This window comes from Mesorhizobium erdmanii USDA 3471, assembly GCF_000472705.1.
GTDB classification, from domain to species: domain Bacteria; phylum Pseudomonadota; class Alphaproteobacteria; order Rhizobiales; family Rhizobiaceae; genus Mesorhizobium; species Mesorhizobium erdmanii.
The window spans coordinates 204,749-223,993 of the sequence record NZ_AXAE01000015.1 but is presented as its reverse complement, the minus strand read 5'-3'; the positions used below and the strand labels follow the sequence as shown (position 1 = coordinate 223,993).

The following is a 19,245-nucleotide window of genomic DNA, read 5'->3' as shown; positions in this document are numbered from 1 at the left end:
ATTCGCCCCGGCTGAGGCCTTTTCGACGATCCTATATTAGCAGTACTGCAAGTAATTGATTGCCTGATGCACGAGATCGTGCAGCATTTCTTTAGTATAGCTTTAAGTGATTCTCGATATCCACTTTCGAGTTTGTCGCTTGAGAGCAAAGTGATGCGCTGCGTCATCATAAATCGTTACACAGTATCCGGGCTATTGATCAGCTCCACAACAGTGGGGTCGCTGACCTGGCTGGTGTCACTGATCCATTTGCAGGAAAAGAGGTTTGTTGCCGCTCTCGGCCTGGGCATTTTGATCGCGCTTCTCTTGCTTGACGGCTTCCGGGACAAGAAGGCGGATGGGCGGGAAAGCGGGCGGTTCAGGCTCTATTTCTCGCTGTTCCCCGGCCTTTTATTCCTCGTCTATGTCTATCTCGAAAATGTCTTCGGCTATTTTGACTGGGGTGCGATGTTCATGCATGTCGATGCGGGCATCCTGACGCCCGCTGTCGTCTTTGAGTATCTGCTACATACCGGAGGCACGATACTGGTCATTGTGGTCGTCCTCGTCGGCCTTGGCGCGTTGAAGGCGCGCGGCACGCTGACCAGAGGATTGGATGTCGCCTTGATGACGTTCTTCCTGGCGGCTAACCCGATGCTCACGCGTCCGATCTCCGCAGCGATGTATCCCAACCCGTTGCATGATTTTCTATCCACACGGTTCGTCGACATCACTGCGTTAACAAGACCGGAGGCCGTGGCGGGCGCGCCAAAGAACCTCGTTCACATCTTCATCGAGAGCGCCGAGCGAACTTACATGGACAAGGCGGAGTTCGGCGACGTCATGGATCCGCTGCTCGAATCGACAAGGGCGGCCTTTCGGCGACGAACATGGTGCAACTTGCCTACACCAACAATTCCATGGCCGGGATGGTGGCGGCGAACTGCGGAACGCCGTTGCTGATGACTTATTTCACAACGCGCCAATATCTGGAGGAGAATTCGCAATTCCTGCCAGGCCTGACATGCCTGGGCGACGTTCTAAAGGCACGAGGCTATCGGCAGAACTTCATTTCGGGTTGGCCGCTCGGCTTTACCGGTCAGGGTGCATTCTATGCGTCGCATGGCTACTCGTCGATTATGGGGGCAGCCGAGGTGGTGGCCGCCGTCGGCGGGCCTGGCAGCTCATTCGGCGCCGACGACGCCCAGGTACTCGATATGAGCCTCGACGTTTTGAGGCGCGCGCAGCAAGACGGCAGACCGTTCTCGCTGACGATCGCCGTCAGCGGCGGTCATGCGATTGATGGCTACCTGACCGACAAATGCATCGGCATGACGGGACTTCCCCGACAGACCCCCAACATCCTCCATGCCGTGAAATGCACGAACATGCTCATCGCGGACTTCATCCACGAAGCCGAGGCCGAAGGTCTGATGGCAAACACAGTTCTGGCGTTGCAAAGCGACCACCTTAGCGCGCCGAGCACTGTGACGGATCGTCTGAACAAGTACGACCGACGTAATTTTTTCTCCCTGTCGGGGGACGGCATTCCCTCAAAAGCGTATACCGGGCTCTCGGGGACGATTGACATATTTCCCACTATCCTTGACGCGCTGGGCGTGCCGCTGGCGAACGATCAGGCTGCCTTCGGGGTCTCGCTACTCGGGGATCGCCCGACGCTGGCGGAAGTGTTTGGACAAGCCCGGTTCGACGAGGCGATCTATGCCGAAGATGTGCTCGTCAGATCGTTCTGGAAGCTGAAACCGTCACGGACGGACGTGGCGGCCAAAGTCGAGTTGGATTAGATGCCAGCGTGTGACCCATTGCATAGGTTGGATGCCAGATCGCGCCTTGAAATCCGTGACCTGATCGAGCAGAAAAGCCAGACACCGGAATGGGCTCTGGTCTAGTCCGGACCGCAATCGCTCGCTACCTCGAACCGCGCTATGGTCACCATGCAATGAATCTTGCCGCGGCGGTCAGGGATGAGGCCGGCCAGGCGGAAAACATGCCCTTGCAACCGCGTTTTACCGCCGGGAGGCTGAACAACTTTCATGAGCGACGACCTTCCTATCCTTAGTCCCGTCGAAGCGCGCGTGCTCGGTTGCCTGATCGAGAAGAAGGAGCTGACGCCGGATGTCTATCCGCTGACGCTCAACGCAGCACTTGCCGCCGCCAACCAGAAGACGGCGCGCGAGCCGGTGATGGCGCTGGAACAGACCGAGGTGCACCGGGGGCTGAAGCTGCTCGAGCAGAAGGGGCTGGTGCGGCAGATGTTCGGGTCGCGCGTCGAGCGCTACGAGCATCAGATGGCACAGCGCTTTTCGCTTACCACGCCGCAGACCGCCCTCATCGGCCTGCTCCTGTTGCGCGGGCCGCAGACGGCCCATGAATTGTTGGCGCGAAGCGAGCGCATGGCGCGGTTTTCGTCGATCGAGGATTTACGCGCTGAACTCGACATGCTGATCGGCCGCCGGCCGCCGCTGATCCAGGAAATTGCGCGAGGACCGGGCCAGCGCGAGGACCGCTACGTGCATCTGTTGAGCGGGCCGGTGGACGTTGCGGCGCTTTCGGTTCAACGGAGCGCGATATCGATGCCTTCCTCCGATCTCGAAGCGCGCGTGCAGGCGCTGGAAGAAGAGGTTGCCGCGCTACGGGCGAAGATCGAAGCGCTGGGCGGGTAACTCACCAGAGACGTTGGCGGGACAGCGCCCCCCTCTGCCCTGCCGGACATCTCCCCCACAAGGGGGGAGATTGGATGTCACGCCGGCTTTCGCCAATTTTCAACGTCGCAGAAGAGGCCGGACGGCGAAGCTGCCGATCTCCCCCCTCGTGGGGGAGATGCCCGGCAGGGCAGAGGGGGGCGCGACGGAACGCGGCTTGTCAATAAACCACCGATCACCCCAGCTTCGCGTCGAGTGAAACCTTGATGGCGCCGAGCGCTTTCGACACCGGGCATTCGGCCTTGGCTTTCTCGGCCAATTCCTTGAACTTCGCCGCGTCGATGCCCGGAACCTTGCCGACCAGCGTGATGGCGCTGCCGGTGATGCCGGTGCCTGGCACTAAGGTCACCACGGCCTTGGCGTCGAGTTCGGCGGCGGGCGTGCCGTTCTCGGCCAGGAAGTGCGACAGCTGCATGGCGTAGCAGCCGGCATGCGCGGCCGCGATCAGCTCTTCCGGATTGGTGCCGGATTTGCCGCTTTCATCCTCGAAGCGCGCCTTGAACGAATAGGGCGTGCCTTTCAGGGTGCCGCTCTGGCTGTCGAGCGTGCCCTTGCCTTCTTTCAGATTGCCTTTCCAGACGGCGTTTGCTGTGCGGTCCATGAAGTCCTCCTTGGCCTCGATTGCGCCGGCCCGGCGCCAGCGTTCCTCCCAGCTATAGCGCGGGCGCGAGGGAAGGCCATCGCGCCATGGCCGCGAAACGGGGACATCGGCATCAGCGGCAAAATTTTTTCCAAATAAAGCGCGCGCAAAAATGTCGGCTTCCATCGGGGCCGGCCGTCCTGAGGGCGGCCACGGGATCGTGGTCGGATGGAGGTTCGCATGGACAATCTGTTTTTCGCGCTGTGGAAGAGCTCAGGCGACCGGCCTCAGCGACAGGAAGACTTCTGGCTGGATCCGCCGGCGCCGGTCTTTGGCAGGCTGATGGCGGCGGTCGCCATCATCGGAGTCGCGGCATGCCTTCTCGACCATGCGGCGGGGGTCGAAGGCAAGGCTGACACGCTCGCCACCGCATCCTATGGTCCGTCACAACAAGGGAGCTGGAAATGAAGTACGTGTGCCTGGTCTATGGCGAGGAAAAAGACCTTTACGCGCTCACCGCCGAGAGAGGGGCCAAGCTCGATGCCGATTCGCTGGCCTATGACAGGGCGTTGGATCAGCAAGGCAAGCTGATCGCCGCCGAGGCGCTGCAGTCGGTGAAGACGGCCAAGACCGTGCGCCGGCGCCAGGGCAAGCGGCTGATCACCGATGGTCCGTTCGCCGAGACCAAGGAGCAGTTGCTCGGTTTCGTCATGGTCGAAGCCGGCAATCTCGAGGAAGCGCTGGACATCGCCGCCGGCATTCCGCTGGCCGAACTCGGCACGATCGAGGTGCGGGCTGTCTACGACATACCGGGGTCGTAGATGGCGGGTCGAGGCCGAAGCTGCCGATCCGGTGTGTCCGGCAGACAGAGGTGGCGTGAAAGAACGCGCCGGTTGTCCGTGGCCTTTCGCGGCCTCTGTCACCGAGTGCATTCCTTTGGCTGCGGAGCGGCTCCGGGGGTCTCCGCGACGTCGCTTCGCTCCTGCCTCGCCCGAGGATGACGAAGGCGTGGTGGCAACTCTTGCGTGTTGAAGCGAACCACGAGTTCTCCTATCGTCGCGCAAGACTTGGGGGATATTGGCATGCCTTTCCTGATTGCTGTCCTTGGCGTGCTCGGAGCGGCGGCGTTTTGGTGGTACCGGATGAAGGCCATGAACGACGCCGCGCGCGAGGTCGCCGATGTCGTCGGGCGCGTGCAGGGCAACATCCGTCGCAAGAAGCTGCGCAATCAGGCCGCGCTGTCGCCGCTGACGGCGATCGACGATCCGGTGGTGGCCGCCGCGACGTTGATCACCGCCATCGTTTCGGAACAAGGTCCTGTGCTGCCAAAGCGCGAAGCCGCCATCCGCGAGGTGATTTCGCAGATCGCCGACGGTCCCAAGAAGACCGACGAGGCGGTTGTCTACGCCAAATGGGCCGCCTCGCAGATCGACGACACCACCATTGTCATCGACAAGCTGGCGCCGTTCCTGCGCGAACGCCTCGATCCGCATGAAAGGGAGGATCTGCTGCGGATGCTGAACCGGGTGGCCCAGGGCGGCGAGCAGAGCATCAGGATCGCTGATCAGCGGGTTCTGAGGTTGAGGCAGAAGCTGGGTTTCGAGGTGAATTGAGATCGCCGGCCTTGGCGATTGGCGCGAAACGCCCATCACTTCGTCATCCTATGGCCGGCAAGGAGCGAAGCGACGCGGCGCAGACCATAGGATCCATGCGGGGACTCGGAAGCGCCGCCACGGTGCAGACTTCTGCTCCGCCGCACCCTACGGCCTAGGTCGCGGCATGGATCCTCTGGTCTTCACGACGCCGCTTCGCGGCTGCTCCGCCCGTGGATGACGAGGTCGTGTGTCGCTGCTAGACGGTCAGATCGCCTCGCCCTTCAACAGCCGCGGCGTGGCGGCGGAAAGTCCCGATGCCTGGCGGACAAAAAATTCCTTCAGGCGCGGCATGCGCTCGACGAGGCCGAGGCCGATGTCACGGACGGTGCGCAACGGGGTGATGTCGTTGGAAAACAGCCGGTTCAGCACATCGGTCGTGATGCCCATCTGCACCGTGTCGAAACGGCGCCATTGCTGATAGCGCTCGAGCACGTCGAGCGCGCCGATGTCCTGGCCGAGCCGGTCGGCCTCGACGATCACCTCGGCAAGGGCCGCCACATCCTTGAAGCCGAGGTTGAGGCCCTGGCCGGCAATCGGATGGATGCCGTGGGCGGCGTCGCCTGCAAGGGCGACGCGCGGCGCGACGAAGGCGCGCGCGATGGTCAGGCCAAGCGGCCAGGCGCGCGGTTTGTCGGCGACGCGGATTTCGCCAAGCTTGAGGCCAAAACGCCGCTCGAGTTCATGCTCGAAGACGAGGTCGTCGCCCTCCACCAGCACCTTGGCGTCTTCCGTGCGTTCGGCCCAGACGATCGACGAGCGGTTGGTGCCGTCCGCGTCCGGCTTGAGCGGCAAGATGGCGAAGGGGCCCGCTGGCAAAAAGTGTTCTTCGGCGCGGCCATTGTGCGGACGCTCGTGCGCCACGGTGCAGACAATGCCCGACTGGCCGTATTCCCACTTTACCGTCTTGATGCCGGCCAGGTCGCGCAGCTTCGAATTGACGCCGTCGGCGGCGACCAGCAGCCGAGCCGTCAGCGCGGCGCCGTCGGCCAGATGCACTGATATGCCGACGCCATTGGTCTCAAAGCCCTGCACCGCCACGCCTTCGATGATGTCGATGCCGAGCTTTTCGGCTCTGGCCCGCAAAGCACCGTTCAAGGACTTGTTGGCGACCATATGAGCGAAGGGCTCGCCCGGCGCGACTTCACCGCCGAAGGTCAGGAACACCGGGCGCACCGGGTCGGCGCTGCGCGAATCGGTGATGATCATCTCGGTGATCGCCTGGGCCTGCGGCGCAATCTCGGCCCAGGTGCCGAGCTGGTCGAGCATGCGGCATGCGGCGGCGGCAATGGCCGAGGCGCGGCCGTCCCGTTGCCAGGCGCCGGCGGGCGCGGCATCGACAAGCGCCACGGCCAAATGGGGCCGCGCCTGCTTCAGCGAGACGGCGGTGGCCAGCCCGACATAGCCGGCGCCGGCGACCAGGACATCGAGCCCGGATCTGGTCTTGCCGTCCGTCTTGCGTTCCATTGTCCTGGCTCCTTCTCTCGGCGACCCTGAAGCCCGCCGACCGGCGCTTGCGCCCTTGACGGCTCGTTCTTCCTGTCGGAAACCGCCATAGCAATTTTGCGGCGAGGTCACAAAACATGACGGCGGCGATCAACGAGCTCCTGCGCATTCTCGACCTCGAGAAGCTGGAACACAATCTGTATCGTGGTCGCAGCCCGCAGGTGGAGTGGCAGCGCGTGTTCGGCGGCCAGACGATCGCCCAGGCGCTGGTGGCGGCGCAACGCACGGTGGAGCCGGACCGCTTCGTGCATTCGCTGCACGGCTATTTCATGCGGCCGGGCGACATCAAGGTGCCGATCATCTACGAGGTCGACCGCATCCGCGACGGCGGCTCCTTCACCACCCGGCGCGTGCTGGCGATCCAGCATGGTCAGGCGATCTTTTCGCTGGAGGCCTCGTTCCAGGTCGACGAGAAGGGGCTCGAGCACCAGTTCGCGCTGCCCGAGGACGTGCCGCCGCCGGAAGGGTTGAAGACGCAACGGCAGCTGCTCGAAACGGCCGAGCGTGTGCCGGAAGCGGTGCGCCGCTTCTGGGCGCGCGAGCGGCCGCTGGAGCTCAGGCCGGTCAATCTCCAGCACTATGAAAGCCGTGACAAACTGCCGCCACGGCAGAATGTCTGGATCCGCCTTGCCGGACCGGTTCCCGACGACCGCGCGCTGCATTCGGTGCTGCTCGCCTATCTCTCCGACATGACGCTGCTCGACACCTCGACCTTCGCGCATGGGCGTGGCCTGTTCGATCCCGACATCCAGGCGGCGAGCCTCGACCATTCGATGTGGTTCCACCGGCCGCATTCGCTCGAAGGCTGGCTACTCTATGCGCAGGACAGCCCGTCGAGCTCCGGGTCACGCGGTTTCAGCCGCGGCACGCTTTATGCCCGCGACGGCACGCTGATCGCCTCGATGGCCCAGGAAGGCTTGATCCGGCTCAAGCGTTGAGCATTGCGAGTCTTGTTTGAGCAGGATCACTGGACAAACGAAAACCGTTTGTCCGGGAAAACCCGGCTGGCCCTTTCGGGACTACACCCAAGGCCGGCAAATTAGGCATTTTTAAAAAACTGCATAATTTTTGAGCAGATGGCGTGCGGCATGCATTGGCGCCTGCTGGCTACAGTCGCATCATTCCCTTTGTTTACAACAGGTTAACGTGCTGCTTCGGCACTTGGCACGGAGCTTGAATCCTTGGGGGCACTCTCCGGCTCATTGGGATCGGTGAAGGTGTGCAAACGCGGGGGACCGCAACAGCAAAGGGTGAAACCTTATGAAAATCGTGATGGCAATCATCAAGCCGTTCAAGCTCGACGAGGTACGCGAAGCGCTTACCGCCGTCGGCATCCAGGGCCTGACCGTCACCGAAGTCAAAGGCTACGGGCGTCAGAAGGGACATACGGAAATCTATCGCGGCGCGGAATACGCGGTCAGCTTCCTGCCGAAGATCAAGATCGAGGTCGCGGTCAGTGCCGACATGGTCGACAAGGCCGTCGAGGCCATCACCGCCGCGGCCAAGACCGGCCAGATCGGCGACGGCAAGATCTTTGTTTTCGGCATCGATCAGGCGGTGCGCATCCGCACCGGCGAAACAGACACCGACGCGCTCTAAGCCGCGACCAGCCATTCCAACGGAGAGTTCAATGAATATTCCTTCCACCTTGAAGACGACGGGACGGGCGGCCCTTCTGGGCTCGCTTGCTCTCGCAGCATTGGGCAGCGTCGCCGCCTTCGCGCAGGAAGCAGCTCCGGCTGCCGCCGCGGCTGCACCAGCTGCCGCGCCAACCCCCGTGCTCGACACGGGCAATACGGCCTGGATGCTGACCTCGACGGCGCTGGTGCTGATGATGACCATCCCGGGCCTGGCGCTGTTCTACGGCGGCATGGTGCGCAAGAAGAACGTACTTGCCACGATCATGCAGAGCTTTGCCATCACCTGCCTGGTGACGGTGCTGTGGTTCATGTTCGGCTACTCGCTGGCCTTCTCTACCAACGAATCCGCCAGCATGAACAACTATATCGGCGGCGCTTCGAGGTTCTTCCACCACGGCATCACCGTTTCGACGCTGTGGCTGCCAGGTGTGGCGAACATTCCTGAATTCGTCTTCTCGATGTTCCAGATGACCTTCGCCATCATCACGCCTGCCCTCATCGCCGGCGCCTTCGCCGAGCGCATGAAGTTCTCGGCGCTGCTGATCTTCATGGCGCTGTGGCTGCTGGTCGTCTATGCGCCGATCGCGCATTGGGTCTGGGGCGGCGGCTTCCTTGGCGCGGCCGGCGTGCTCGACTTCGCCGGCGGCACGGTCGTTCACATCAACGCCGGTGTCGCGGGCTTGGTCTGCGCCCTGGTTCTGGGCAAGCGCGAAGGCTATGGCACCACCAACATGGCGCCGCATAACCTGGTCTACTCGGTGATCGGCGCTTCGCTGCTGTGGGTTGGCTGGTTCGGCTTCAACGCCGGTTCGGAACTCGCGGCCGACGGCCTTGCCGGTGCCGCCATGCTCAACACCCAGGTCGCCACCGCCGCGGCGGCTCTGGCCTGGATGTTCGCCGAATGGATTGTCGCCAAGAAGCCTTCCGTGCTCGGCATCATCTCGGGCGCTGTCGCCGGCCTCGTAGCGGTGACGCCGGCTTCCGGCTTCGTCAACCCGACCGGCGCCTTCATCGTCGGCATCGTCGCCGGCGTGGTCTGCTACATCTCGGCGGTCAAAGTGAAGCACATGTTCGGCTATGACGACTCGCTCGACGCTTTTGGCGTCCACGGCGTCGGCGGTGTGGTCGGTGCGTTGCTGACCGGTGTGCTCGCCGATCCGGCGATCAATGCGCTCGGCAAAGACGCTTCGATTGTCAAGCAGCTCTACGGCATCGTCTTCACCATCGCGTGGACCGCGATCGCCACCTTCGTGATCCTCTACATCGTCAAGGCGCTGGTCGGCCTGCGTCCGACGACACAGGAAGAGGTCGAGGGCCTCGACATTTCCCAGCATGGCGAAGTGGTGCCGTAAGGCCAACTTAGCCTACGGGGCCGGCGGAACCCTCCTCCCGCCGGCCCCATGTCTGCTCCCGCAGTTCCGGGAAAACCGCTACTCGGCTTTCCCGGAATTGCTCCAGAGATCCCGTCGTGACGTTCTCGAAAGAGGCTCACGCCTTGAGGCCCGGAGCGATCCGGGCCTCTTTTTTTTGGGTAATTCGTTCTGACCAGGATCAGCTTTGCGCAATCACGTTCGCGTGAGCAAGCTTTTCGAGGAAACATCGAGCACCATGGCTCCGAACTGTGAATGCGATCGTCGTTCTGACGTTCGTGTTTTACAACACAGGGAAGGAATTTTTCTGATGAAGCTCAAGAACATTTGCCTCGGGGCACTCGCGCTTTCCATGGTCAGCGGCTTTGCATTGGCTGGCGCGCTCGACGAACCTGACAACATGGCACCGTTCTTCACCGATGCCGGCATGAAGACCATGAAGTCGGAAGCGGACTTCAAGGCAGCCTGGGCCTCGACGGCCAAGGACAAGCAGGACACGATGATGAAGGAATGCCAGGACGCGGCGATGAGCAAGCCTCATGCCGAATTCTGCGCCAACCTGATGATGTATGCCGGTCACAAGTGATCGCGCGAGATCGGTCCGGAAGGGCCTGATCGTTTCGTCGTTTCAAGACAAGGATGGCGGGCTTCGGCCCGCCATCTTTGTTTGGATGAGGCGTTGGTAAAAAGCCATGGTTAATGCGCCCTTAACCTTCCCACGCATAGTCTGGCATCCGAATCTGCCGGAGTGCGTCATGCGCTCGGGCCAGGCAATCTGACGGGGAAGAGCATGCGTTCAGGGGCTTCAGCACCGCTCGCGCTGACCGATACGGGGCACGGCATCCAGGCTTTCGCGCGGCGGCAGGTCGGCCGGCTGGTCGGTGCCGGTCTGTTCCTGGCGGTCGCGTTTGGCGTTGCCAGCCTTGCCACCTGGAACGTTGCCGATCCAAGCTTCTCGCACGCCACCAACAACACCGTCACCAACGCCATGGGCTACGCCGGCGCCGTGTTCTCCGACCTTGCGATGCAGTTCTTCGGCCTTGCCGCGGTTGCCGCGCTGGTTCCTGCCGTCATCTGGGGGTATCTGCTGTTTTCGGCGCGCGGCGTCGACAGGCTGCCCAAGCGCGGGCTGTTCTGGTTCGGTTTCGCGCTGCTCGCCGCCGCCATCGCCGGCTGCATCGTTCCGCCCAAGACCTGGCCGCTGCCAACCGGCCTCGGCGGCGTCTTCGGCGACATGGTGCTCAAGATTCCCGGCGTCCTCATCGGCGGCTATCCGACCGGCCTGATCGCCAGCGTGCTCGCCGTGCTGCTGGCCGCGCCGACATTGTGGCTGTTTGCCTATGGCTCGGCGCTGATCGGCCGCAAGAACGGCTTTGCCGTGATGGAAGAGCCAGCAGCCGCGGACCCGCGCGAGGACGATCTCCTGTTCGACAATGACGAGGATGAGGGTGACGAGGGCATATTGGCGCTTGGCGCCATCACCCATTGGTGGCTGTCGTTGCGCGCGTGGATGCATCGACGTGCCCTGCGCCGCAGGCAGGAGCGGGACGAATACGAGCCGGAGATGGAGCCGCGCGCCAGCGCCTGGCGCCGCGCAGCCGAGCGGGTCGAATCGGCCGAGTTCGCCGAGAGCCGGATGAGCCATGATGGCCGCGCCCGCGTCGAACCGGAATTCTTCGCCGCCATGGTCAATGACCGCAGCGTGTCCGTCGATCCCGACGATGACGACGTCTTCGACCGCGACGACGAGGACATGGATTTCGACGAGGTGCCCGTCACCCAACGCCGTGTGGCGCCCACGGCCAAGGTGCAGCAGTTCCGTTCCGACGCCGCCACCCGCGTCGAGGCGCCGGCACCGCGCCCGGCTCCGGGCGCGCGCGTCCAGCGTGAGGCGCAGGCCTCGCTGATCGGCTCGGACACGTTCGAAATGCCGTCGCTGCACTTCCTGTCCGAACCGAAGAACGTGGCCAAGGATCCGAGTCTGTCGAAGGACGCGCTGGAACAGAATGCACGTCTGCTCGAGGGCGTGCTGGAGGATTTCGGCGTCAAGGGCGAGATCATCGCCGTACGCCCGGGCCCGGTGGTCACCCTCTATGAGCTCGAACCGGCACCCGGCATCAAATCGTCGCGCGTCATCGGCCTTTCCGACGACATCGCCCGCTCGATGAGCGCGATCGCCTGCCGCGTCGCGGTGGTGCCCGGTCGCAACGCCATCGGCATCGAGCTGCCGAACGCCAAGCGCGAGACGGTGTACCTGCGCGAGATCATGGCCAGCCGAGACTTCGAGACGACCAAGGCCAAGCTGGCGCTGGCGCTGGGCAAGACCATCAATGGCGAGGCAGTCATCGTCGACATCGCCAAGATGCCGCACGTGCTGGTCGCCGGCACCACCGGTTCGGGCAAGTCGGTTGCCATCAACACCATGATCCTGTCGCTGCTCTACCGGCTGACACCGCAGGAATGCCGGCTGATCATGATCGATCCCAAGATGCTGGAGCTCTCCGTCTATGACGGCATCCCGCATCTGCTCACGCCCGTCGTCACCGATCCGAAGAAGGCGGTGGTGGCGCTGAAATGGACCGTGCGCGAGATGGAGGACCGTTATCGCAAGATGTCCAAGGTCGGCGTGCGCAACATCGACGGTTTCAACGCGCGGGTTCAACTGGCGGAGAAAAAAGGCGAGAAGATTTCGCGCACCGTGCAGACCGGCTTTGATCGCCAGACCGGCGAGGCGATTTACGAGACCGAGAATCTCGATCTCGAGCCGATGCCCTATATCGTCGTCATCATCGACGAGATGGCCGACCTGATGATGGTCGCCGGCAAGGATATCGAAGGCGCGGTGCAGCGCCTGGCGCAGATGGCGCGTGCCGCCGGTATCCACGTCATCATGGCGACCCAGCGCCCGTCGGTCGACGTCATCACCGGCACCATCAAGGCCAATTTCCCGACCCGTATCTCCTTCCAGGTGACGTCGAAGATCGACAGCCGCACCATTCTGGGCGAGCAGGGCGCCGAGCAACTGCTCGGCATGGGCGACATGCTCTACATGGCCGGCGGCGGCCGCATCCAGCGCGTGCACGGCCCCTTCGTCTCCGATGACGAGGTCGAGAAGATCGTCGGGCACCTGAAGCTGCAGGGCGTGCCTGAATATCTCGACGCCATCACCGAGGATGACGACGAGGACGACGACGAACCATCCGGCAAGGGCGGCGGGTCCGGGGGTGGCGGCAATTTCGAGGAATCCGACGATCCCTACGACCAAGCGGTGGCCGTGGTGCTGCGCGATGGCAAGGCGTCGACCAGCTACATCCAGCGCCGCCTCGGCATCGGCTACAACAGGGCCGCCTCGATCATCGAGAAGATGGAAAAGGAAGGCATTGTCGGCCCGGCCAACCATGCCGGAAAACGCGAGATCCTGGTGCCGACCGAAGACGACAAATTCTGATGGAAGGCCGGCCGCAACCTTGAACCTTGCGGCGCGTTGAACCTGAACCTTGCAGCGCGTCGCCAAACTTCAGCCCAACTGGGGGCTCAGGAAAACGACAGATACAGGAATCACCACGAGAGTGACCGCCATGAAAAACGATCTTTCCGCACTCGGCAATTTCGCCCCGAATCGCCGCCAGCTGCTTGGCCTCGGCCTTGTCGCCGTGGGTGCCGCCGCCCTCAATGTGGTGCCCGGCTTCGAATTGCTGGCCTCGGCGCAGGCCGCCGTGCCTGCCACCGCGCAGAAGATCGCCGACCATTTTTCGTCGGTCAAATCGATGAGCGGCGAATTTGTCCAGTTCGGCCCCAAGGGCGAGCAGACCGGCGGCAAGTTCTTCCTGGAACGGCCTGGCAAGATCCGCTTCAACTATGACGGGTCATCGAATTTCAAGGTGATTTCCGATGGCAAGTCGGTGGTCATCCTCAACAAGAAAATGAACACGTCCGATCTCTATCCGTTGTCGAAGACGCCGCTGAAGCTGCTGCTCGACGAGCGCATCGACCTCTCCGGCGACCGCGTCAAGAGCGTCAAGGAAGAGGACGACCTCACCACCATCAAGCTCTCCGACAAGTCGGTGTTCGGCAATGCGATGATCACCATGATGTTCGATCCGAAGACCTATGATCTGCGCCAGTGGACCATCACCGACGCGCAGGGCAAGGACACCACGGTGATGATCTTCAACACCAAGGAAGGCGTCAGCTTCGCGCCCGACACCTTTGCCATCGATTATACGGCCAACCGCGAGCTGAACACCAAGACGCGCTAAGGTACGCAGATATTCAGGTGAGGCCGGCCTGCGAATGGTGGCTTCCTGCGCTTCCGGTGCTCACGTACGAAAAGCACGCTCCGCCCCGGCCTTCGCCGGCCGAAGCCCTCACAAGGGTATCCGCTCTATGAAGGCTACGGTCGGCATAGGCTGGTTCTCGGCAATCCACCTTTCTCGACTCGGCCTGACCTGAATCTCAGCGTACCTTAGGCCGCGTCTGAGCGGGTTGTAGGCGCTGCCCGGCTTGTCTTTGCGGCCCCCGGCTGGCAGTTTCCGGACTGACTCCCTCAAAAGGCGTCTTCAACGTCAGGGTCCATCGGCCCTGACTGGCTGCACGCTGTCCGGATTTGCCTCATGCCCTTTTCCATCGCCACTTGGAATATCAACTCCGTTCGGCTGCGCATGCCGATCGTCGAGCGCCTGCTCGATGAGTACGCGCCCGATGTGCTGTGCCTGCAGGAGACGAAAGTTCCCGATGAACTGTTTCCCGAAAAGGCGTTCCGCAGGCTCGGCTACCAGCACATCGCCTTCCATGGCCAGAAGGGCTATCACGGCGTCGCCACCGTGGCGCGGCGCCCGATCGAGATCGTCGAAAGGCGCCGCTTCTGCGACATCGAGGACAGCCGGCATCTGTCGGTGACGGTGCGGGCCGGCGGCAAGACGATCCTGCTGCATAATTTCTACGTTCCGGCGGGCGGCGACGAGCCCGATCCCGAAATCAACAGGAAGTTCAGGCACAAGCTCGATTTCGTCGCCGAGATGAATTCCATCCGCGCCGAGCACAGCGAAGTGTCCGCCTCGGTGCTGGTCGGCGACCTCAACATCGCGCCGCTCGAACACGATGTCTGGTCGCACAAGCAATTGCTCAACGTGGTCAGCCACACGCCGGTCGAGACTGAAAACTTCGAGGCGATGCGGCTCGCCGGCAACTGGGTCGACCTGATGCGGCTCAACGTGCCTTCGGACCAAAAACTCTACACTTGGTGGAGCTATCGCGCGCAGGATTGGGAAGCCTCCAATCGCGGCCGGCGGCTCGACCATGTCTGGTCGTCGCCCAACCTGGTGCCTGATTTCGCCGGCTATGAAATATTGAGGGCGGCGCGTGGCTGGGATCGGCCATCGGACCATGTGCCGGTCATTGCGCGGTTTGATTTTGATTAGTTAGCAGGCCGGATGGCCATTGGCTTCGATCCATGCCGTGACGTTAACACGTCGAAACGGTGAGGAATTCTGTTCAGCTGCATCTATGATCAAGGTCACGGAATGGATCCCAGGGTCTCCGCGACGGAGCTTCGCTCCTGCTTCGCCCTAGGATGACGAAGGGTGAAGGGCGGCTCCCAGCCCATGTCGAAGGATAGTTCACGACTGCGGCCGACGACTGCCCGCACTCACCCCGAAAAGCGTGGCGCCAGCTCCTCGATGCGGCGGATCATGGCCTGGAATTCCTCGGAGATGCGCTCGTGCAGCTTCACCGCCACCTCGGGATATTCCTCCAGGATGCGGCGGAACATCTTGCGGCTCAGCCTTATCACTTCGGCATCGGTGGCGGCGGAAGCGCTTGTCAGCCGCCTGGTGTCGGCAATCAGCGCCAGTTCGCTCAGCATGGTCCCGGGTCCGGCGGTGCCGATCGGGATGCGCGCGCCGTCCTGTTCCCGGTAGAGCGCGATCTTGCCGCTGACCACGACATAGGCGGAGTCGGCCTCGTCGTCCTCGCGGTAGAGCTTGCGGTCGGCATTGAGCAGCGTGGTCTCGGCGCCGAAGGCGAGCAGGCGCAGCTGTTCCTGCGTGAAACCCTCGAAGAGCCTCACGGCGGACAGGATGCGGATGTCGTCATCCAACGCCATCTCTAGCTGCGTCCCCGAACGGTCAGTCCAATCCCTCCTTCACGAGTGAATCCTTAATCCCCTAACAGGATCGCACCCGAAAGCGGTCCCGCCCAGACCGCATTATCCCTTTGGCTTTCGCAATTCCGGTCGGAAAACCGCCCACACTTTTCCTGGAATTGCTCATTGGATAATGAAATGTTTAAGGAACCAGCTTGTAGCCGCCGCTTTCTGTCACAAGAATTTCCGCATTGGAAGGATCGCGCTCGATCTTCTGGCGCAGCCGGTAGACATGGGTTTCCAGCGTGTGCGTGGTGACGCCGGAATTGTAGCCCCAGACCTCTTCGAGCAGCACGTCGCGCGTCACCACCTTCTGGTCGGCGCGATAGAGATATTTGATGATCGAGGCTTCCTTCTCCGTCAGCCGCACCTTGGCGCCGCGCGGGTCGATGAGCAGCTTCTGGCTGGGCTTGAAAGTGTAGGGGCCGACCGAGAAGGTGGCGTCCTCGCTCTGCTCATGTTGGCGCAGCTGGGCGCGGATGCGCGCCAAAAGCACCGCGAAGCGGAACGGCTTGGTCACATAGTCGTTGGCGCCGGCCTCGAGACCCAGAATCGTGTCCGAATCGGTGTCGTGGCCGGTCAGCATGATGATGGGTGCCTTGTAGCCGCCCTTGCGCAGGATTTTCACGGCCTCGCGGCCATCCATGTCGGGCAGGCCGACATCCATGATGAGCAGGTCGATGAGGCCGCCGCGCGCGGCGGTGACGCCTTTTGCCGCAGTCGCTTCCTGCAGCACGTCGAATTCCTCATAGAGGGCGAGTTGCTCGACCAGAGTGCCGCGCAGGTCGTCATCGTCGTCGACGATCAGGATGGTGCGTGAAGTCATGGATCAATCCGTTGTTTTGAAAATGAAATTCAGTTGACCGCTGCGTATTTATGCGGAAGCTGGCCGACACAATAGCCGATCACAGTGATTTGTTCCGTGGCACGATCATACAAGAAAAAACGCGATCGCAATGCAGCCGGCGCAATTTTGGCAAAACGCCTGCGCGTGCTGACCGTGCGGGCAAGGCCAGGCCACCCCACCCAAGGCCTGCTGCAGGCCGGCAAAACGGTGTTTGCCTGCGCTCTGGGGCGCGGCGGCATCTCGGCCGACAAGCGCGAGGGCGACGGCGCCACGCCGCTTGGCTCGATGCGCATCTTGTCGGGATATTTCCGTGGAGATCAGTTTGCAAGTGGCCGCCGGACGCGGCTGGCGATGACGCCGATCGGGCCCGATCTCGGCTGGTGCGAGGTATCGGACGACCGCAACTACAACAAGCCGGTCAAGATTCCCTATGGCGCCAGCCATGAACGCATGCGGCGCGACGACGATCTCTACGACGCCTGCTTGGTGCTCGACTGGAATATTTCTCCGCGCCGCCGCGGACGCGGCAGCGCCATCTTTTTCCACCTGTCGCGCCCAGGTTTCACGCCGACGCAAGGTTGCGTCGCGGTCACCGCGCGGACGATGATGCGGCTTCTGCCGCTGCTGTCGGACCGGACGGTGGTGAGGGTGGTGAGATAGGCAGTAGGCAGGTAGGCAGTAGGCAGTCTCTTCCTGATGCCTACTCCCCATTCCCCACTGCCTATTCCCTACTTCCTCGGCTTCTGCCAACCCGTCCCCAGCAAGCCGATTTCGCGGAGTTCCCGGTCGATCACCCGCGCGACGTCGTGGCGTTCGGCGCCGATGTCGCGCAGCTGGCTGTCGGAAAGGCCCTCGACTGATTCGTGCGGGAGGGTCACGGCGACCCGCGCCTGACGCAGCCAATCGGTCGCGGCGCGCAGCCAGGATGCGATGCCCGCGTGGGAGTTGAGGGGGGTGTCAGACTTCAGAACGATCTCGGACATGACTTCATCTCGGTTCTCCGGACATCAAATCCGGTTTGACGGTGTTTCGATGGTGCCATCATGCCGGATTGAAAAATAAACGGGAAACGAGTAGTTCTTTTCAGATCATCAAGTTTTATTTGGAGATCGGATGGCTCGTCTCCTGCCTGGAACGCGCGCACTGAGAACCTTCGAGGCCGCCGCCCGACACCTCAATTTCACGCGCGCCGCCGACGAGCTTGGGCTGACCCCGGCGGCGGTCAGCCACCAGGTCAAGGAAATCGAGGACCAGCTCGACCTGGTGCTGTTCACGCGCACCAGCCGTACCATCAGGCTGACCGAAGCAGGCCATGTACTGCTTGAAGCTGCGGTCGATGCGCTTGATCTGCTCAATCGCGCCGTCAGCCGCGCGCGCAAGATGACGCGGGGCACGGCGCTGCTGAAAGTCACGCTCGATGCACAGTTCGCGACAAAATGGCTGATGCGGCGCATCGACGATTTTCGCCGTCAGAAGCCGGGCATCGAGTTGCGCTTCGACATCACCTACGACGTCAGGGACTTCGAGCGCGACGACGTCGATATCGGCATCCGCTTCGGCACCGGCAAATATGCCGGGATTTGCGCGCACCGGCTGTTCGACAACATCATCATCCCGGTGTGCAGCCCGGCGCTGCTCGCTTCAGGCCCGCCGCTCAATGAACCGCGCGACCTTTTCCAGCACACACTCGCGCATATCGAATGGTCGCGGCAAGGCGTCACCTGGCCGAACTGGAGCATGTGGATGCAGGCGGCCGGCGTCGACGATTTCGACGACAGTCGCACCCTCGTCTTCGGTTCCTCCACCGATGCCACGCAGGCGGCGCTCGACGGCAACGCCGTGGCGCTGGCCGACTTCGCCATGGTCGCGAACGACCTGTCGCAAGGGCGTCTCGTCCGCCCATTCGAACTCGGCATCAAGGTCGCGCCGGAGTTCGCTTATTTCCTGGTTTATCCGCAAACCGTGAAGGATGACCCGCGCATCGTCGCGTTTCGCGAATGGCTGCTCGAGGAAGCGGCAAGGACGAACGGCACGGAGGCATGAGGCGGGCCGGTCTTTCGGTTACGACCGGGCGTTATGGCCGAAGATCATGCGGGTGTATTTCTTCCATTTCCATTTCAGCTTCTTGTACAGCAGGGAATGCGGTTTGCCGGCAACCGAAGTGTGGAATGCGCCGTTCTCGCTACCCTGCTCGACAATAGGCCGTTCGAACCACAGCATTTCGATTCCCAACTCTTCATCCATCTGTTCCGCCAGATGGTCGATCGCCGTCGATATCTTGTTGCGGGCGATCCAGGCGCAACGGGCTTCGGCGGCGGGGCGGGTGATGAGATAAGAATCGGCGCACCTGGCATGAAGCGCCGGGTAGAGCTTCTGGCCTTTCCGCAGTTTCCAGCTCGGCGTGTAGTAGTTGCTGCCATTGCCGAGATAGATGACGGCCTTGCGTGTCGGGCCGCCGAGTTCGGAAAGCCCCTGCCGGAATTTGGCGACGAAGTCGCGGGCAAGAAAGACGTCGTCCTCGAAGACCAGGCAATAGGGCAGGTCGGTCTCGAGGAAATCGCGCCAGATGCCGAGATGCTTCAGCGCCAGCGAGACGGCCGGCGGGTGGGTAAAACTGGGTGTGACCAGCTCGTTGAGGATCTCCGGGGTGATATCCGGCCGGTCAAAGTCCGTATAAAAATAAACCGGCACGCCGCGCCGTTCGAACTCCCTGACAATGTGGCGGCGCCGGTCGTCATAGCCTTCCTTGACGTGGCAGATCCGGGTGAACACCTGGTCGCGTGGGAATCCGGACTCGTCCGCCATC

At 62.4% G+C, this 19,245-nt stretch carries 21 protein-coding genes; 15 read left to right on the top strand and 6 right to left on the bottom strand.

The genetic code is table 11. The annotated features are described in order from the left end of the window. Nucleotides 1-66: 66 nt before the first annotated feature. From A3AU_RS1000000140315 to A3AU_RS0112870, 3 genes are all read left to right on the top strand, one after another. Nucleotides 67-942 (top strand): hypothetical protein, encoded by an 876-nt coding sequence (locus A3AU_RS1000000140315; RefSeq protein WP_245235469.1) that lies wholly within the window; start codon nucleotides 67-69, stop codon nucleotides 940-942. Beyond that, a complete protein-coding gene (locus tag A3AU_RS1000000140310) occupies nucleotides 870-1,784 on the top strand; it encodes a sulfatase-like hydrolase/transferase (protein WP_245235468.1) in 915 nt (304 codons plus the stop codon). Before A3AU_RS1000000140315 ends, A3AU_RS1000000140310 begins: the two co-directional genes overlap by 73 nt. Before the next feature lie 249 nt (nucleotides 1,785-2,033). Next, nucleotides 2,034-2,663 carry a YceH family protein gene (locus tag A3AU_RS0112870; RefSeq protein ID WP_027053203.1) on the top strand — a complete coding sequence of 210 codons (630 nt, stop codon included), beginning with the start codon at nucleotides 2,034-2,036 and terminating at the stop codon, nucleotides 2,661-2,663. Nucleotides 2,664-2,877: 214 nt separating this feature from the next. Here the strand turns inward: A3AU_RS0112870 and A3AU_RS0112865 are convergent, their stop codons facing one another. Continuing rightward, the gene (locus tag A3AU_RS0112865; protein WP_027053202.1) at nucleotides 2,878-3,303 is read right to left on the bottom strand and encodes an OsmC family protein; all 426 of its coding nucleotides are present in this window, start codon (nucleotides 3,301-3,303) and stop codon (nucleotides 2,878-2,880) included. 219 nt (nucleotides 3,304-3,522) lie between these two features. Between A3AU_RS0112865 and A3AU_RS0112860 the strand changes: the two genes are divergently transcribed. The 3 genes from A3AU_RS0112860 to A3AU_RS0112850 all read left to right on the top strand — a co-directional run bounded on the left by A3AU_RS0112860 (nucleotide 3,523) and on the right by A3AU_RS0112850 (nucleotide 4,895). After that, the gene (locus tag A3AU_RS0112860; RefSeq protein WP_027053201.1) at nucleotides 3,523-3,750 is read left to right on the top strand and encodes a hypothetical protein; all 228 of its coding nucleotides are present in this window, start codon (nucleotides 3,523-3,525) and stop codon (nucleotides 3,748-3,750) included. Then, nucleotides 3,747-4,103: a YciI family protein gene (locus tag A3AU_RS0112855; protein WP_027053200.1), complete on the top strand. Its 357-nt coding sequence runs from the start codon at nucleotides 3,747-3,749 to the stop codon at nucleotides 4,101-4,103. Before A3AU_RS0112860 ends, A3AU_RS0112855 begins: the two co-directional genes overlap by 4 nt. Nucleotides 4,104-4,364: 261 nt before the next feature. After that, nucleotides 4,365-4,895: a hypothetical protein gene (locus tag A3AU_RS0112850; protein WP_027053199.1), complete on the top strand. Its 531-nt coding sequence runs from the start codon at nucleotides 4,365-4,367 to the stop codon at nucleotides 4,893-4,895. A gap of 246 nt (nucleotides 4,896-5,141) precedes the next feature. Here the strand turns inward: A3AU_RS0112850 and A3AU_RS0112845 are convergent, their stop codons facing one another. Next, nucleotides 5,142-6,401: a ubiquinone biosynthesis hydroxylase gene (locus A3AU_RS0112845; RefSeq protein WP_027053198.1), complete on the bottom strand. Its 1,260-nt coding sequence runs from the start codon at nucleotides 6,399-6,401 to the stop codon at nucleotides 5,142-5,144. A 116-nt stretch (nucleotides 6,402-6,517) separates the two neighbouring features. Here A3AU_RS0112845 and tesB point away from each other — a divergent pair, with 116 nt between their 5' ends. The 7 genes from tesB (at nucleotide 6,518) to A3AU_RS0112810 (ending at nucleotide 14,870) form a co-directional block, all read left to right on the top strand. Further along, nucleotides 6,518-7,378, top strand: coding sequence for an acyl-CoA thioesterase II (gene tesB, locus A3AU_RS0112840; protein ID WP_027053197.1), 861 nt, complete (start codon nucleotides 6,518-6,520; stop codon nucleotides 7,376-7,378). Nucleotides 7,379-7,700: 322 nt separating this feature from the next. Beyond that, entirely contained in the window at nucleotides 7,701-8,039 is a 339-nt protein-coding gene (locus tag A3AU_RS0112835; RefSeq protein ID WP_013528889.1) for a P-II family nitrogen regulator, read from the top strand. Between the two features lie 31 nt (nucleotides 8,040-8,070). Further along, nucleotides 8,071-9,432, top strand: coding sequence for an ammonium transporter (locus tag A3AU_RS0112830; RefSeq protein WP_027053196.1), 1,362 nt, complete (start codon nucleotides 8,071-8,073; stop codon nucleotides 9,430-9,432). A gap of 328 nt (nucleotides 9,433-9,760) precedes the next feature. Further along, complete coding sequence (locus A3AU_RS0112825; protein WP_027053195.1) at nucleotides 9,761-10,036, top strand: hypothetical protein; 276 nt, start codon at nucleotides 9,761-9,763, stop codon at nucleotides 10,034-10,036. Nucleotides 10,037-10,240: 204 nt separating this feature from the next. After that, entirely contained in the window at nucleotides 10,241-12,898 is a 2,658-nt protein-coding gene (locus A3AU_RS0112820) for a DNA translocase FtsK (RefSeq protein WP_027053194.1), read from the top strand. A 130-nt stretch (nucleotides 12,899-13,028) separates the two neighbouring features. Continuing rightward, nucleotides 13,029-13,709, top strand: a complete 681-nt coding sequence (locus A3AU_RS0112815; RefSeq protein ID WP_027053193.1) for a LolA family protein — start codon at nucleotides 13,029-13,031, stop codon at nucleotides 13,707-13,709. 354 nt (nucleotides 13,710-14,063) lie between these two features. Beyond that, nucleotides 14,064-14,870, top strand: coding sequence for an exodeoxyribonuclease III (locus A3AU_RS0112810; protein ID WP_027053192.1), 807 nt, complete (start codon nucleotides 14,064-14,066; stop codon nucleotides 14,868-14,870). Between the two features lie 227 nt (nucleotides 14,871-15,097). On the opposite strand, the gene A3AU_RS0112805 is transcribed toward A3AU_RS0112810, so the two are convergent. Both A3AU_RS0112805 and A3AU_RS0112800 read right to left on the bottom strand, forming a co-directional pair. Next, nucleotides 15,098-15,553: a cyclic nucleotide-binding domain-containing protein gene (locus A3AU_RS0112805; protein ID WP_027053191.1), complete on the bottom strand. Its 456-nt coding sequence runs from the start codon at nucleotides 15,551-15,553 to the stop codon at nucleotides 15,098-15,100. A 181-nt stretch (nucleotides 15,554-15,734) separates the two neighbouring features. After that, entirely contained in the window at nucleotides 15,735-16,418 is a 684-nt protein-coding gene (locus A3AU_RS0112800; RefSeq protein WP_027053190.1) for a response regulator transcription factor, read from the bottom strand. Between the two features lie 144 nt (nucleotides 16,419-16,562). On the opposite strand from A3AU_RS0112800, the gene A3AU_RS0112795 reads away from it, so the two are divergent. Then, on the top strand, nucleotides 16,563-17,099 hold the full coding sequence (locus tag A3AU_RS0112795; RefSeq protein WP_209444647.1) for a L,D-transpeptidase family protein: 537 nt from the start codon (nucleotides 16,563-16,565) through the stop codon (nucleotides 17,097-17,099). Nucleotides 17,100-17,167: 68 nt separating this feature from the next. On the opposite strand, the gene A3AU_RS0112790 is transcribed toward A3AU_RS0112795, so the two are convergent. Next, nucleotides 17,168-17,422 (bottom strand): hypothetical protein, encoded by a 255-nt coding sequence (locus A3AU_RS0112790; protein WP_027053188.1) that lies wholly within the window; start codon nucleotides 17,420-17,422, stop codon nucleotides 17,168-17,170. 130 nt (nucleotides 17,423-17,552) lie between these two features. Here A3AU_RS0112790 and gcvA point away from each other — a divergent pair, with 130 nt between their 5' ends. Next, nucleotides 17,553-18,482, top strand: coding sequence for a transcriptional regulator GcvA (gene gcvA / locus A3AU_RS0112785; RefSeq protein WP_027053187.1), 930 nt, complete (start codon nucleotides 17,553-17,555; stop codon nucleotides 18,480-18,482). A gap of 18 nt (nucleotides 18,483-18,500) precedes the next feature. On the opposite strand, the gene A3AU_RS0112780 is transcribed toward gcvA, so the two are convergent. Continuing rightward, entirely contained in the window at nucleotides 18,501-19,244 is a 744-nt protein-coding gene (locus tag A3AU_RS0112780) for a glycosyltransferase family 25 protein (protein ID WP_027053186.1), read from the bottom strand. Nucleotide 19,245: the final 1 nt, after the last annotated feature.

What these genes read in the sequence shown, in the direction of transcription:
- A3AU_RS0112860 (WP_027053201.1), top strand. Translation starts at nt 3,523, where the DNA reads ATGGACAATCTGTTTTTCGCGCTGTGGAAGAGCTCAGGCGACCGGCCT.
- A3AU_RS1000000140310 (WP_245235468.1), top strand. Translation starts at nt 870, where the DNA reads ATGGTGCAACTTGCCTACACCAACAATTCCATGGCCGGGATGGTGGCG.
- A3AU_RS0112855 (WP_027053200.1), top strand. Translation starts at nt 3,747, where the DNA reads ATGAAGTACGTGTGCCTGGTCTATGGCGAGGAAAAAGACCTTTACGCG.
- tesB (WP_027053197.1), top strand. Translation starts at nt 6,518, where the DNA reads ATGACGGCGGCGATCAACGAGCTCCTGCGCATTCTCGACCTCGAGAAG.
- A3AU_RS0112820 (WP_027053194.1), top strand. Translation starts at nt 10,241, where the DNA reads ATGCGTTCAGGGGCTTCAGCACCGCTCGCGCTGACCGATACGGGGCAC.
- A3AU_RS0112800 (WP_027053190.1), bottom strand. Translation starts at nt 16,418, where the DNA reads ATGACTTCACGCACCATCCTGATCGTCGACGACGATGACGACCTGCGC.
- A3AU_RS0112835 (WP_013528889.1), top strand. Translation starts at nt 7,701, where the DNA reads ATGAAAATCGTGATGGCAATCATCAAGCCGTTCAAGCTCGACGAGGTA.
- A3AU_RS0112825 (WP_027053195.1), top strand. Translation starts at nt 9,761, where the DNA reads ATGAAGCTCAAGAACATTTGCCTCGGGGCACTCGCGCTTTCCATGGTC.
- gcvA (WP_027053187.1), top strand. Translation starts at nt 17,553, where the DNA reads ATGGCTCGTCTCCTGCCTGGAACGCGCGCACTGAGAACCTTCGAGGCC.
- A3AU_RS0112850 (WP_027053199.1), top strand. Translation starts at nt 4,365, where the DNA reads ATGCCTTTCCTGATTGCTGTCCTTGGCGTGCTCGGAGCGGCGGCGTTT.
- A3AU_RS0112805 (WP_027053191.1), bottom strand. Translation starts at nt 15,553, where the DNA reads ATGGCGTTGGATGACGACATCCGCATCCTGTCCGCCGTGAGGCTCTTC.
- A3AU_RS0112845 (WP_027053198.1), bottom strand. Translation starts at nt 6,401, where the DNA reads ATGGAACGCAAGACGGACGGCAAGACCAGATCCGGGCTCGATGTCCTG.
- A3AU_RS0112870 (WP_027053203.1), top strand. Translation starts at nt 2,034, where the DNA reads ATGAGCGACGACCTTCCTATCCTTAGTCCCGTCGAAGCGCGCGTGCTC.
- A3AU_RS0112815 (WP_027053193.1), top strand. Translation starts at nt 13,029, where the DNA reads ATGAAAAACGATCTTTCCGCACTCGGCAATTTCGCCCCGAATCGCCGC.
- A3AU_RS0112780 (WP_027053186.1), bottom strand. Translation starts at nt 19,244, where the DNA reads ATGGCGGACGAGTCCGGATTCCCACGCGACCAGGTGTTCACCCGGATC.
- A3AU_RS0112790 (WP_027053188.1), bottom strand. Translation starts at nt 17,422, where the DNA reads ATGTCCGAGATCGTTCTGAAGTCTGACACCCCCCTCAACTCCCACGCG.
- A3AU_RS0112830 (WP_027053196.1), top strand. Translation starts at nt 8,071, where the DNA reads ATGAATATTCCTTCCACCTTGAAGACGACGGGACGGGCGGCCCTTCTG.
- A3AU_RS1000000140315 (WP_245235469.1), top strand. Translation starts at nt 67, where the DNA reads ATGCACGAGATCGTGCAGCATTTCTTTAGTATAGCTTTAAGTGATTCT.
- A3AU_RS0112865 (WP_027053202.1), bottom strand. Translation starts at nt 3,303, where the DNA reads ATGGACCGCACAGCAAACGCCGTCTGGAAAGGCAATCTGAAAGAAGGC.
- A3AU_RS0112810 (WP_027053192.1), top strand. Translation starts at nt 14,064, where the DNA reads ATGCCCTTTTCCATCGCCACTTGGAATATCAACTCCGTTCGGCTGCGC.